General features: G+C 62.7%; 10 protein-coding genes. 3 read left to right on the top strand and 7 right to left on the bottom strand.

Annotation, left to right across the window (positions count from 1 at the left end; translation table 11 throughout):
* Positions 1-24: 24 nt before the first annotated feature.
* The 4 genes from AC0V2Y_RS12075 to AC0V2Y_RS12060 form a co-directional block, all read right to left on the bottom strand.
* On the bottom strand, positions 25-1,023 hold the full coding sequence (locus AC0V2Y_RS12075) for a beta-ketoacyl-ACP synthase III (RefSeq protein WP_475415298.1): 999 nt from the start codon (positions 1,021-1,023) through the stop codon (positions 25-27).
* 15 nt (positions 1,024-1,038) lie between these two features.
* On the bottom strand, positions 1,039-2,106 hold the full coding sequence (gene plsX, locus AC0V2Y_RS12070; RefSeq protein ID WP_102294926.1) for a phosphate acyltransferase PlsX: 1,068 nt from the start codon (positions 2,104-2,106) through the stop codon (positions 1,039-1,041).
* Positions 2,107-2,315: 209 nt separating this feature from the next.
* On the bottom strand, positions 2,316-2,498 hold the full coding sequence (gene rpmF, locus AC0V2Y_RS12065; RefSeq protein ID WP_034749653.1) for a 50S ribosomal protein L32: 183 nt from the start codon (positions 2,496-2,498) through the stop codon (positions 2,316-2,318).
* A 314-nt stretch (positions 2,499-2,812) separates the two neighbouring features.
* On the bottom strand, positions 2,813-3,310 hold the full coding sequence (locus AC0V2Y_RS12060) for a YceD family protein (protein WP_475415347.1): 498 nt from the start codon (positions 3,308-3,310) through the stop codon (positions 2,813-2,815).
* 223 nt (positions 3,311-3,533) lie between these two features.
* Here AC0V2Y_RS12060 and AC0V2Y_RS12055 point away from each other — a divergent pair, with 223 nt between their 5' ends.
* Both AC0V2Y_RS12055 and AC0V2Y_RS12050 read left to right on the top strand, forming a co-directional pair.
* Positions 3,534-4,142: a Maf-like protein gene (locus tag AC0V2Y_RS12055; protein WP_475415297.1), complete on the top strand. Its 609-nt coding sequence runs from the start codon at positions 3,534-3,536 to the stop codon at positions 4,140-4,142.
* Between the two features lie 55 nt (positions 4,143-4,197).
* On the top strand, positions 4,198-4,947 hold the full coding sequence (locus AC0V2Y_RS12050; protein ID WP_475415296.1) for an SAM-dependent methyltransferase: 750 nt from the start codon (positions 4,198-4,200) through the stop codon (positions 4,945-4,947).
* Between the two features lie 73 nt (positions 4,948-5,020).
* On the opposite strand, the gene AC0V2Y_RS12045 is transcribed toward AC0V2Y_RS12050, so the two are convergent.
* Positions 5,021-5,938, bottom strand: a complete 918-nt coding sequence (locus AC0V2Y_RS12045) for a 23S rRNA (adenine(2030)-N(6))-methyltransferase RlmJ (protein ID WP_092714677.1) — start codon at positions 5,936-5,938, stop codon at positions 5,021-5,023.
* Between the two features lie 277 nt (positions 5,939-6,215).
* Between AC0V2Y_RS12045 and AC0V2Y_RS12040 the strand changes: the two genes are divergently transcribed.
* Positions 6,216-6,644, top strand: a complete 429-nt coding sequence (locus AC0V2Y_RS12040) for a thioredoxin family protein (RefSeq protein ID WP_475415295.1) — start codon at positions 6,216-6,218, stop codon at positions 6,642-6,644.
* 6 nt (positions 6,645-6,650) lie between these two features.
* Here the strand turns inward: AC0V2Y_RS12040 and AC0V2Y_RS12035 are convergent, their stop codons facing one another.
* Positions 6,651-8,924, bottom strand: coding sequence for a xanthine dehydrogenase family protein molybdopterin-binding subunit (locus tag AC0V2Y_RS12035; protein WP_475415294.1), 2,274 nt, complete (start codon positions 8,922-8,924; stop codon positions 6,651-6,653).
* Between the two features lie 3 nt (positions 8,925-8,927).
* The gene (locus AC0V2Y_RS12030; RefSeq protein WP_475415293.1) at positions 8,928-12,068 is read right to left on the bottom strand and encodes a sensor domain-containing protein; all 3,141 of its coding nucleotides are present in this window, start codon (positions 12,066-12,068) and stop codon (positions 8,928-8,930) included.
* Positions 12,069-12,272 lie beyond the last annotated feature (204 nt).

Below are 12,272 nucleotides of genomic sequence, written 5' to 3'. Positions count from 1 at the left end.
CGTTTTTTTAATAGTGTTGCGGGATTACATGCGCGCCAGCACGGCGCCCCAGGTAAAGCCTCCGCCCACGCCTTCCATCATGACGTTGTCGCCTTTCTTGACGCGGCCGTCGCGCACGGCGATGTCGAGCGCCAGCGGGATCGAGGCGGCCGATGTGTTGCCATGCTGGTCGACGGTGACGACCATCTTGTCCAGTGGCAAGCGGAGTTTCTTGGCCGTGCTGTTCATGATGCGGATGTTCGCCTGGTGCGGGATCAACCAGTCGATCTGGTCCGACGTCATGTTGGCGTGCGCCAACGCTTCGTGCGCGACCTTTTCCAGCACGGACACGGCCAGCTTGAACACGGCCGGGCCATCCATGTACAGGAAAGCGCTGCCGGCCAGCGCGCCGCCGGCCAGGCTGCCGGGCACGCTGAGGATGTCCGAGTGGCGACCGTCCGCGTGCAGCTTGGTGGCCAGGATGCCCGGCTCTTTCGACGCCGTCATGACGATGGCGCCGGCGCCGTCGCCGAACAGCACGCAAGTGCCGCGGTCGTCGAAATTGAGGATGCGCGAAAATACTTCGGCGCCGATCACCAGCACGTTTTTATGCATGCCCGATTGAATGAAACTGTCGGCCGTGGCCACCGCATACACGAAGCCGCTGCAGACGGCTTGCACGTCGACGGCGGCGCAGTTGTTCGTGATGCCCAGCTTGTTTTGCACGATGCAGGCCGTGCTGGGGAAGCTGCCGAAGAAATCGGGGGTCGAGCTGGCGACGATGATCAGGTCCAGGTCATTGCCGTTCAGGCCCGCCATGTCCAGGGCCTTTTTGGCCGCTTCCACGCCCAGGTCCGAGGAATTTTGCGACGGCGCCGCGTAATGGCGCGCCGAAATGCCGCTGCGCGAGACGATCCATTCATCCGACGTCTCGATGCCCTTGGCGGCGAGCTGTTCGGTCAAATCCTGGTTCGTGACGCGCTTCTCCGGCAAGTAGCTGCCGGTACCGATAATTTTGCTGTAAGTTTTGCTAAAAACAGTCATGCAAATACCCGTCCACTAAATGGTAGAGCTTGTTGATGTAGGTTCGTCCGGTACTGGCGTGCGCGGCATCAGCTCGGCGATCAGGCTGGCCAGGTGCGCTTGCACGTCATTTTTTGCCGCATCAAAGGCGCGGCGCAAGGCCCATTCGAAGGAATAGGCATCGGCGCTGCCATGGCTCTTGAAGACGAGACCACGCAAGCCCAGCAGGCTGGCGCCGTTGTAACGCGAGGGATTCAAACGGTTGCCGATGGCTTTCAGGGCCCCGCGGGCGATCAGCGCGCCCAGCATGGTGATCGGATTGCGCTTGAATTCGGAAGTGAGCACGTCTTTCATGAAGCGCGCCAGGCCCTCGATGGCTTTCAGGGTGACATTGCCGACAAAACCGTCGCAGACGACGATATCGGTCGTGCCCTTGAAGATATCGTTGCCTTCCACGTTGCCGTAGAAGTTCAGCGCGCCACGCTCGTGGTCGGCCTGCAGCAGCTTCGAGGTGAGTTTCACCACTTCATTGCCCTTGATATCTTCCGTGCCCACGTTCAGCAAGCCGATCGTCGGGCGTGCGATGCCTTCCATGGCGGACACGAGCACGGAGCCCATGATGGCGAACTGGTGCAAGTGATGCGGTTCGCAATCGACGTTGGCGCCCAGGTCCAGCATGTAGGTCGGGCCGTTCTTTTGATTCGGCAAGATGCTGCAGATGGCAGGGCGGTCGACGCCAGACATGGTTTTCAATACATAGCGCGACACGGCCATCAGGGCTGCCGTATTACCGGCGGAAACGGAGGCTTGCGCCACGCCGCTCTTGACCTGTTCGATGGCCACGCGCATGGAGGAATCCTTCTTGCGGCGCAGGGCCACTTCCAGGGGATCGTCCATGGTAACTTGTTCGGAGGCATGCAATACCGACAGGCGCGGATGCGTGTCGGCTTTATGTTTTTTCAGTTCGGCACGGATCACGTCTTCCAATCCAACAAGGATCAGTTCGGCTTCAGGCTCATGTTTTACGAAGGAAATTGCTGCGGGAATAGTGACTGAGGGACCGTGATCTCCGCCCATGCAGTCGATAGAAATTTTGATTGTCATTTGTGTTGATTCAATACCGCTGCGGGCGTGCGGCAAGATGTGAATCGGACTGGAGCATATGCAGGGCGCAGCATGTCATGCACGCCTGAGCAAGCTTGATTCAAAATGACGGGTGCGCAAGATGAATTGCAGCCGATAAAAAAGAAGAAGCGGCGCCACGCCGAATAACCACGCAACACCGCTTTCATCTTACCCAACAAAAACGTCGATTACTCGTCGTTTTTGGTCTTCAACACTTTACGGCCACGATAGAAGCCGTTAGGGCTGATATGGTGACGCATGTGTGTTTCGCCGGTAACTGGCTCGACGCTCAATTGCGGCGCGACCAGGAAGTCGTGCGAACGGTGCATGCCGCGCTTGGAAGGGGTTTTCTTGTTCTGTTGAACTGCCATGATGACTCCTAATACATAAGTTCTAAAATTTTAGCACAATCGATTGGCAAATACATGCGAATCGAGTATCCCAGCGGCAAAGACTACCCGAAAACAGTCCGGACCGACATCGTTTATTACAATTACATTTCACTACACTTGCCATACTCGATTACTACACGCGTTTGACACGTTCTTTACAGGAAGCATAAAAAACCTACTGAGCTTCCCGCTATCGCCTCGGCGTTGCTCAGCGTACCTTCGTACGCTTGCGCTACTCAAGACGATATCGGGCCGCTCGCTACGGTTTTTTAAGGCTTCCTTTCTTACACTACTTATTCTGGCTTCAAGTCTTTCAGTGCCGCGAACGGCGACTTCTTTTCAGACTTGAGAGCATCGAGCTGCGCCGTATCGGGGCAGACGTCGTGTTTGGGTACCTGCGGCAGGGCCAGCAAGGCTTCATCTTCGATCAGGGCCGCGGCATCCATGCTGCGGCTGCCGACGATCACGTCGATCGTTTCATCGTTGATGATTTCTTCGATCTCGTCCGCGTGCTCGTCATCCTTGCCCAGCATCAGAACAGTCGAAGAATCAATTGCGTAAGCATACGGAGTCAGGCAGCGCTGGCAAACCAGCTGAACGGTGCCGTTGACCGACAAGGTCAGTTGCGGGTAGCCCAGCTTGCTGGTGCCGCCGACGATCTTCCAGGCGATCTCGCCGGAACTATCTGCACAATCCTTGGTCAACCGGGTCATTTCAGCGACAGGAGTTACACCCTCGCGGCTCCCGCTGATACGACAAAAATCAAAGGCGTCGATCACAAAAGCATTCATTGGTAGAAAATTTCCCCGGAAAACCTGCGATAATAACAGGGTTTTTAGCACCGAGTCAAAGACTAAGCATCTTTTTTGACGTAATGATTGCCATAAACATGACATATTCATCAACACCGTCATGCCGCATGGAGCCTCAGTTATGGGCTCCGCGCCCTGGAATTTGCATGAAATTCCACTGACACCGACCAGTGCGGCCATGCCGGCCGCCATCCACTGCCGAATGATACCAACTTCCGCCCCATCGCGCTTGATTCTTGCATCGAGTTCGACCTACCGCAAGGAATTGCTGCAACGCCTGCGCCTGCCTTTCGAGGTGGCCGTGCCCGATCTCGACGAAAGCCCCCTGCCAGACGAAAGCCCCAGCGCCACGGCCCTGCGCCTGGCCCAGGCCAAGGCGCAGGCCGTGCTCGACCGCTATCCTGGCAGTCTCGTCATCGGCTCCGACCAGGTCGCCACCCTGGACGGCGCGCAGATCGGCAAGCCCGGCAACCATGCCAATGCCCTGCGCCAACTGCAAACCATGCGCGGGCGCCGGACCGTGTTCCACACGGCACTATGCCTGCTCGACGGGCGCCACACTCCCGCCGTGGCGCAGGTGGAAGACATCCAGACCCTCGTCACTGTGCGCGACTTGCCCGACGCGGAACTGGACGCCTACCTGCGCATCGAGCAGCCGTACGACTGCGCCGGCAGCGCCAAGAACGAAGGCCTGGGCATCGCCCTGCTCGAACGCATCGACAGCACCGACCCGACCGCCCTCACAGGCTTGCCGCTGATCGCCCTCACCGGCATGCTGCGCAAGGCGGGCGTGGCGTTTTTCACCCCTTAACCACCCTGGGGTCAGACCCGACGGGTCTGACCCCGGCCAATACAAAGCTAAGAATATGACCGGCACCCTGTACCTGATCCCCAACCACCTCGGCCTGTCCGACGGCGCCATCGACCCGCTGGCCCGCATCATTCCGGAGCAAGTACGGCAGATCACCTCGCAACTCGATTATTTCGTCGCGGAAAACGCCAAGACGGCGCGCGCCTTTTTGAAATTGATCGGCAGCCAGCATCCGCTGGCCAGGCCGCTGCAGGAAATCACGATTTCCGAACTGAACGTGAATACCCCGGCGCAAGCGCTGGCTGGCCTGCTGGCACCGCTGTTGGCGGGCCGCGACGCGGGCCTCGTGTCGGAAGCGGGCGTGCCCGCCGTGGCCGATCCCGGCGCCGACCTGGTGCGTCTGGCGCATCAGCACGGCATCAAGGTGCGTCCGCTGGTGGGACCGTCGTCGATCCTGCTGGCCGTGATGGCCAGCGGCTTGAACGGCCAGAGCTTCGCCTTCAACGGCTACCTGCCCACCGATGCGGCCCTGCGCGCCAAGCGCATCAAGGAACTGGAAAGCCGGTCGCGCAATGAAAAGCAGACACAGCTGTTCATCGAAACGCCATACCGCAACGCCGCCATGCTCGAAGCCCTCGTGGCGCAATGCGCGCCATCGACCCTGATCTGCGTCGCCACCGACCTGAGCCTGGACTCGGAAAGCGTGCAGACGTGGAATGGCGGACAGTGGAAGAAACAATTGGCCGCTGGCAAGGCACCGGACTTCCACAAGAAACCGACCGTGTTCCTGTTGCTGGGACAGTAATCTCCCTCTCATAAAAAAACGCCACGGCTGCATCAACCGTGGCGTTTTTTATTGCAGCACCAACCGAGGACGACTATACGCGCCGTGTACCGGTGTTCTTTTGGCCGCCCTTGCCCGTCTCCAACACAAACTTCGCGCCATCGTCGCGGCCCAGCACCTTCACCAGGTAAGGCATGACTTCGCGCAACATCGGCTCCAAGGTGTACGGCGGGTTCAAGATGAACATGCCGCTGCTGTGCAAGCCGAAGCCATCCGGCGACGGCGTGTTGACCGTCAGGGTCACATGCAGCCAGTCCGAGCTGGGCAATTGCTTGAGCTTGTCGGCGAACTGGCGCGATTCCATGCGCTGCAGCACCGGATACCAGACGGCGTACATGCCGGATGGGAAGCGCACGAGGGCGTCGGCCAGGGTGTCCTTGACCTTGCGGTAATCCATCTTGTCTTCGTACGGCGGGTCGATCAGCACCAGCGCGCGGCGCGATGGCGGCGGCAGCAGAGCCTTCAGGCTCTGGAAGCCGTCCGCCTTGGTGATGAGCACGCGCTTGCCGCGCACGGTGGGACGCTCGCCCTGGGCCAGCGCATGCGCCTCGACCTTGCGGAAGTTGTCGGCCAGAATCTTTGCATCGGCAGGATGCAGTTCGAACAGGCGCAAACGGTCTTGCTCGCGGCTGACCTTGTCGGCGCAGTACGGCGAACCCGGGTAGTAGCGCATCTTGCCGCTCGGATTCATTTCCTTGATCAGCTTCATGTACTCGGCGAGCGAGGCCGGCCAGTCCGTGCGGTCCCACAGGGGCGCGATGCCCGTTTCGTACTCGGCATTTTTCGAGGCATAACCGCCGTCGAGCGCGTACACGCCCGCGCCGGAGTGGGTATCGATATAACTATAGGCGGTATCTTTTTGATTCAGATATTGCAACAACTGAATCTGCACATAATGCTTCAACACATCGGCGTGATTACCCGCGTGAAAGGCGTGGCGGTAACTCAACATAAGCTGGCTAATTCCATAATAAAAATAAACAAAGGCGGGAGCGCTGACACCGGGCAGGGCATGAGAACAGACTGGAGGGGTCAGGCTGCGGGGCCAGGAAACAGCATGGACCAGCGTAATCAGCGCGCAATTATCAGCATTATCCACCAGAAAGGTGTATTGCATCAAAAAACACCCATAAACAAGCTCATGCATTCTCGGGACCGCGGGGGCCGGGCGCGGTAGAATACGCGCATCGGGCGCCCCGCGTCCATCCGCCTACCAACTAGATACAACCATGCACAGCCTGACCCTCACGACCGATAACCGCGCCGACGTCGCGGCAGCCCTGGCCGGCCCGCGCTGGACGGTGGCCTGCCTGTGCGCGCTATGGTGCGGCACCTGCGGCAGCTACCGCGCCACGTTCGAGGAACTGGCCGCGCGCCACCCGGACGTCGTCTTCGTCTGGATCGACATCGAAGACCAGGCCGACGTGGTCGGCGACCTCGACATCGACAACTTCCCCACCCTGCTGATCCAGCACGAGGATAACGTGGCCTTCTTCGGCACCGTGCTGCCCGACGGCGGCCTGGCGCACCGCATGGTGCAGGCGCAGCAGGCGCTCAGCGCCGGGGAACTGGCGGCGCTGGCCGCCAGCACGCAGGAACGGCGCGACTGGCAGCGCGACTGCAATCTGCGTCATCTGCTGGCCGCCACCCTGGCCTGATCCACATCAAGCCAGGCGCAGCGGCAGGCTGCGCAGCCGTTTTCCCGTCAGACTGAACACCGCGTTGGCCACGGCTGGCGCGATCGGCGGCGTGCCCGGCTCGCCCACGCCTTCGGGATGCTCGGCGCTGGCGATGATGATGGTTTCCACCTCGGGCGTTTGCCCCATGCGCAGCACGGGATAGTCGTGGAAATTGCTCTGCTCGACTTTGCCATCCTTGAAGGTGATCTCGCCGCCCAGCGCCGCCGACAGGCCGAACAGCACGGCCGACTCCATCTGCTGGGCGATGATGTTCGGATTGACGGCGATGCCGCAATCGATGGCGCACACCACGCGCCGCACGCGGATCTCGCCGTTTTCCACCGATACTTGCGCCACTTGCGCGACGATGCTGCCGAACGACTGGTGCAGGGCCACGCCATGCGCATGGCCGGGCGGAGGACTGTCCGCCTTGGCCACCGCCGCGTCGAGCACGGCTAGGTGGCGCGGATGGTTCACCAGCATGGCACGGCGGAAGGCGATGCCGTCCTGCCCCGCCGCGTGCGCCAGTTCGTCGATAAAACTTTCCTTGAAGAAAGCGTTGTGCGAATGCCCGACCGAGCGCCAGTAACCGACCGGCACGGGACTGTCGGCGATCACGTGGGCGATGCGCTGGTTGGCGATTTCATACGGCATGTCGAATTCGCCTTCGGCCGTGGTCTTGTCCGGCCCCGCACCGGGCAAGCCGAAATTGCGCTGCAGAAACTGGTGCGTGATGGAGCCGCTGACGGATTTATTCTCCCAGGAAGCGATGCGGCCGTGCTCGTCGAGCCGGGCCGCGAAGCGGGCCAGCGCGGCGGGACGGTACATATCGTGTGCCGTGTCCTGTTCGCGCGTCCATACCAGCTGCACGGGCGCGCCATCGCACTGCAGCGCGATGGCCACGGCTTGCGCGATCATATCCACTTCCAGGCGGCGGCCGAAACCGCCGCCGAGCAGCAGCACTTCGATGGCCACGTCCTTCGCATCGACGCCGGCCACCTTCGCCGCCACGTCGATGGCGATGCCGGGCGCCTGCGTCGAGACCCACAGCATCACCTTGCCATTTTTCACCTGCGCGGTGCAGTTGACGGGCTCCATGGCGGCGTGCGCGAGGAACGGCGCGCGGTATTCGGCCTTGACGCTGCGCAAGCCTTGCACGGCTTTACTTACCACCTCGCCGCTGGCGTGGTAGGCATAACCGGCTTCGGTGTCCAGCAGGCGGGCAAATTCCGCATACACGCCCGCGCTGGACAAGTTCGCGTGCTGGCCCGCCTTCCACTGCGTCGGCAAGGCGGCAGCGGCCTGTCTGGCGCGCCACCAGGTATCGGCCACCACGGCGGCACAAGACACGCTGCGCTGGGCCAGCTGCGGCGTCAGGTCCAGCACTTTCTTGACCCCGGCCATGGCGAGCACGGGCGCCGCGTCGAAGGCGGCCAGGGTATCGCCCAGGCGCGGCGGCAGATGCAGGGCCGCGTACAGCATGCCCGGCGGGCGCGCATCGATGCCGAAACGCGCGCTGCCATTCACTTTCGACGGCGTGTCGCGGCGTGGCGCCGGCTGGCCGATCAGCTTGAAATCCTTAGGGGATTTGAGCACGGGCGTGCCCGGATCGATGGCGGCGGCGCGCTGCGCCAGGCTGGCGTAGCTGGCGCGCCGGCCGTCCGGGTGGAGCACTGCGCCATTTTCCGTGCGGCATTGCGCGGCCGGCACCTGCCACAACGCGGCGGCGGCCCCCACCAGCATGGCGCGCGCGGACGCCCCCGCCTCGCGCATGGGGCCCCAGCCATCCTTCACGCTCGACGAGCCGCCCGTGACGATCACGCCCAGTTCGCGCGCCGCCTTGGCCACCGTCCACTGCGCCAGCGCTTTGACGCGGCCCTGGTCATCCGGGTGGAACGGCAGGCTGTCCTTGAGCATGGCGACGTTGCCGAAGATTTTATCCATGGGCGCCTGGATCAGCTTGACGCCGGCCAGCGGCACGTCGAGTTCCTCGGCCACCAGCATCGGCAAGGCCGTGTGCACGCCCTGCCCCATCTCGCTGCGCGGCATGGCCAGGAGCACCGTGCCGTCCGATTGAATCGCCAGCCAGCCGTTCAAGGCCACGGCGCCATCATGCAGCGGCAGCGGCGCGCTGCCGTGCAGGCGCTGGCGCGGCGGCAGCACGCCCCAGCCCAGCACCAGGGCGCCCACGCCGGCCACGCCGAGACCAAGGCCGCCGAGCAGGAAACGGCGGCGCGACGGGGAGGATTCTGCGGCCATGGGCTATCCTTTATAGTGGTGAGTGATCGATCCAGCGCTCCAGCGCTCCAGCATATCCTGTGCCAGCACCGGACGGCTATAAAAATAACCTTGCGCCAGCTTGCAGCCATGGCGCAGCAGGAAGGCGGCCTGCTCTTCCGTCTCCACGCCTTCGGCGATCACGGACAATTGCATGCTCTTGCCCAGCTGGATGATGGCAATGGCGATCGCTTCGTCGTTGACGTCCGTCGAGATATCCTTGATGAAGGAGCGGTCGATCTTCAGGGTTTGCACGGGCAGCTGTTTCAGATACGCGAGCGAGGAATAGCCGGTGCCGAAATCGTCGATGGCCAGGCCCACGCCGATGGCGTGCAGATCGTTGATGAAGCCAAGGGCGTCGCCCGTGTTCATGATCACCGATTCCGTCACTTCCAGCTGCAGCCGCTGCGGCTCCAGTCCCGTTTCCTTCAGGATGTCGGCCACCATGCCGGCGATGCTGCCCCGCTCGAACTGCTTGACGGACAGGTTGACGGCCATCTTCGGCACGTGCAAGCCCTGCGCCTGCCAGCGCATCATCTGGCGGCACGCTTCGTCGAGCACCCATTTGCCCAGCTGGTTGATGAAACCGCTGTCCTCGGCCAGCGGAATGAAGCGCGCGGGCGGCACCAGGCCCAGTTCCGGGTGGTTCCAGCGCACCAGCGCCTCGACGCCGACCAGGCGGCCCGTGTCGATTTCCACCTGCGGCTGGTAATTGAGGAAGATTTCGTTCTTTTCGATCGAGCGGCGCAGGAAGGTTTCCAGGCGCAGGCGCTCGACGCCCTCGCCCGTCATCGACGGCGCATAGAAGCGGTAGCCGTTGCGCCCGCGCGCCTTGGCCTGGTACATGGCCACGTCGGCGTTGCGGATCAGCATGTTCAAGTCCAGCGCATCGTCCGGATACAGGCTGATGCCCACGCTGCAGGTGACGAACAGTTCGTGGTCGGCCACCGTGAACGGCTGGTCGAACATGGTCATCAGCTTTTCCGCCACCTGCGTCGCGCCGTACTCGCCGTCGATACCCTCGAGCAGCACGATGAACTCGTCGCCGCCCAGGCGCGCCAGGGTATCGCCTTCGCGCAGGCGGGCCGCCAGCTGGCCGGCCACCTTTTGCAGCAATTCGTCGCCCACATGGTGGCCCAGGGTGTCGTTGACGTTCTTGAAGCGGTCCAGGTCGATGAACAGGACGGCCAGCTGCTCCTGGTCGCGCGCGGCGCGCAGCAAGGCATGCTGCAGGCGGTCATGGAACAGCAGGCGGTTCGGCAGCGCCGTCAGCGGATCGTGGTGCGCCATGTGGTCGAGCTTTTCCTGCGACTGCTTGATCAGCGTGATGTCGCTGAATACGCCCACGTAATGCGTGGTGCCGGCGCGCGCGTCGCGCACGGCGCTGATGGTCAGCCACTCCAGATAGACTTCACCGTTCTTGCGCTGGTGCCAGATTTCGCCGCGCCAGAAACCGCTGGTCTTCAGCTCGTCCCACATGGCCTCGTAGAATGCCGCGTCGTGGCGCGCCGAGCGTGTCAGCGAAGAGTGCCGGCCCAGCGCCTCCGCTTCGCTGTAGCCCGTGATCTGCGTGAAGGCGGGATTGACGGTGACGATGATGCCGCTGGCATCGACCACCATCACGCCGTCGGCGATGTGTTCCAGCACGGTGGCCGACAGGCGCAGCTTTTCCTCCGCTTCCTTGCGCGCCGTGATGTCGGCATACACCCAGATGCTGCCTTCGTTGGGGCGCAGCGGATCGAGCGCGCAGCCGCTGACGAGCGCCCAGAACAGGCTGCCGTCGCGGCGCTTGTACTGGCGCTCCTCGCTGAAGTCGGCGCCCGTCGCCATGGCCGGATACTGGCGCTCGCCCGCCTCCTCGAAGTCATACGAGGTCATGAACACGATGGCGGTCGAATTGCCCGTCATCTCAGCATGGCCGTAACCGAACAGTTCCTCGCAGCGGCGGTTGACGGAAATGATGCGGCGGTGGCGCACGAACATCACGCCGAACATCACGTTGTCGAGGATGGCGCTCTGCTCCGTGAGCAGCGCTTCGATGCGCATCTCGTGGTGCTTGCGCTGGCTGATGTCGGCAATGATGCCGTCGACCCAGATGACGCCCTGCTCGCCCGCCTGCGGCTGGCCATTCTCGGCCACCCAGCGCTCGATGCCGAAGGCATCGACGATGCGGTATTCCAGCGCATACGGCCGCACGTCGGCCACCGCCTGGCGCACGGCGCGGCGGTGCTCGCGGCGGTCTTCCGGGCAGATCAGGTCGGCCCAGGCATGCGTGGTGCCGCGCATGAACTGGCGCGCCGAATAGCCGGAAATCTCTTCGATGGCATCGCTGACGAAATCGATGGGGCCGTCGGGCCGGTAGCGGAAGACGGCGCCCGGCACCTGCGTGACGATGGTGCGGAAACGCTCTTCGCGCTGGCCCACGTCCTCGAACAACTGGCCGATGGCCGCGCGCATTTGCTCGAGCTGGGCCGTCAGGCGTCCCAGCTCGTCATTGCTGTGCGAGACCAGGGGCGTGTCGAAATCGCCGTGCGACAGGCGGTCGGAAAAGCGCGTCAGGCGGCGCAGCGGTTTCAGCAGGCGGCGGTTCAGGAACAGCACGATCAGCGCCATCGACACGGCCAGCTGCGCGCCCAGCACGAAAATATAGGAGATCTGCTTTTCGCGCAGCTCCTGCTGGCTGCGCGCATCGTCCATCTCGACGACGACGTGGCCGATGCGTTCGCCGCGCACGAGGATGTCGCGTTCGGCGCGGTACAGATTGCCCACGGGCCGCTGCGGCGCCTGCAGGCGGATGAATTCCGTGTCGCCCTGCCCCAGCACCTTCACCAGCAGCACGGCGCGGTCGCGCATCACCGACTCGACCAGCGAATGGGCCGATTCCGCATTCATGTTCCACAGCGACTCCTGCATGCCCAGCGCCAGGATGTCGGCATTGCGCTGCAAGGCCTCGTTCAGGCTGGTGCGCGCCGACTGGCGCTCGTGCACGCCGACCAGCACATAGCTGCCGAAGATGGCGGGCACGACCAGGCCGCCAAACACCACCAGCAGCAGGGCGCCATAGATCGACGAGCCGTACAGCACGCGCAGGCTGGCGCGCAGGCGCTGATAAGGTGAATTAAACATGCGACAACAGGGCAACAGGGATCAGGCGGGCGATCATCGAACTTTACGGGGAATCTGGGTGATAAGGCGGGAAGAAACTTTTTCAGGAGCAATTATGCATGGAAAAAGCGGGAAAAGTCACCAATAAACACGCGCCAGCGGCTACCGCATGTCATATAGACAGGGTGGAAAAACCACAAGCAAGCCCGCGCGCCCGGCCAGCGC

The organism is Janthinobacterium sp. BHSEK, from assembly GCF_056174685.1.
This window is presented reverse-complemented; position numbering and strand designations above follow the sequence as displayed.

What these genes read in the sequence shown, in the direction of transcription:
- AC0V2Y_RS12075 (WP_475415298.1), bottom strand. Translation starts at nt 1,023, where the DNA reads ATGACTGTTTTTAGCAAAACTTACAGCAAAATTATCGGTACCGGCAGC.
- plsX (WP_102294926.1), bottom strand. Translation starts at nt 2,106, where the DNA reads ATGACAATCAAAATTTCTATCGACTGCATGGGCGGAGATCACGGTCCC.
- rpmF (WP_034749653.1), bottom strand. Translation starts at nt 2,498, where the DNA reads ATGGCAGTTCAACAGAACAAGAAAACCCCTTCCAAGCGCGGCATGCAC.
- AC0V2Y_RS12060 (WP_475415347.1), bottom strand. Translation starts at nt 3,310, where the DNA reads ATGAATGCTTTTGTGATCGACGCCTTTGATTTTTGTCGTATCAGCGGG.
- AC0V2Y_RS12055 (WP_475415297.1), top strand. Translation starts at nt 3,534, where the DNA reads ATGATACCAACTTCCGCCCCATCGCGCTTGATTCTTGCATCGAGTTCG.
- AC0V2Y_RS12050 (WP_475415296.1), top strand. Translation starts at nt 4,198, where the DNA reads ATGACCGGCACCCTGTACCTGATCCCCAACCACCTCGGCCTGTCCGAC.
- AC0V2Y_RS12045 (WP_092714677.1), bottom strand. Translation starts at nt 5,938, where the DNA reads ATGTTGAGTTACCGCCACGCCTTTCACGCGGGTAATCACGCCGATGTG.
- AC0V2Y_RS12040 (WP_475415295.1), top strand. Translation starts at nt 6,216, where the DNA reads ATGCACAGCCTGACCCTCACGACCGATAACCGCGCCGACGTCGCGGCA.
- AC0V2Y_RS12035 (WP_475415294.1), bottom strand. Translation starts at nt 8,924, where the DNA reads ATGGCCGCAGAATCCTCCCCGTCGCGCCGCCGTTTCCTGCTCGGCGGC.
- AC0V2Y_RS12030 (WP_475415293.1), bottom strand. Translation starts at nt 12,068, where the DNA reads ATGTTTAATTCACCTTATCAGCGCCTGCGCGCCAGCCTGCGCGTGCTG.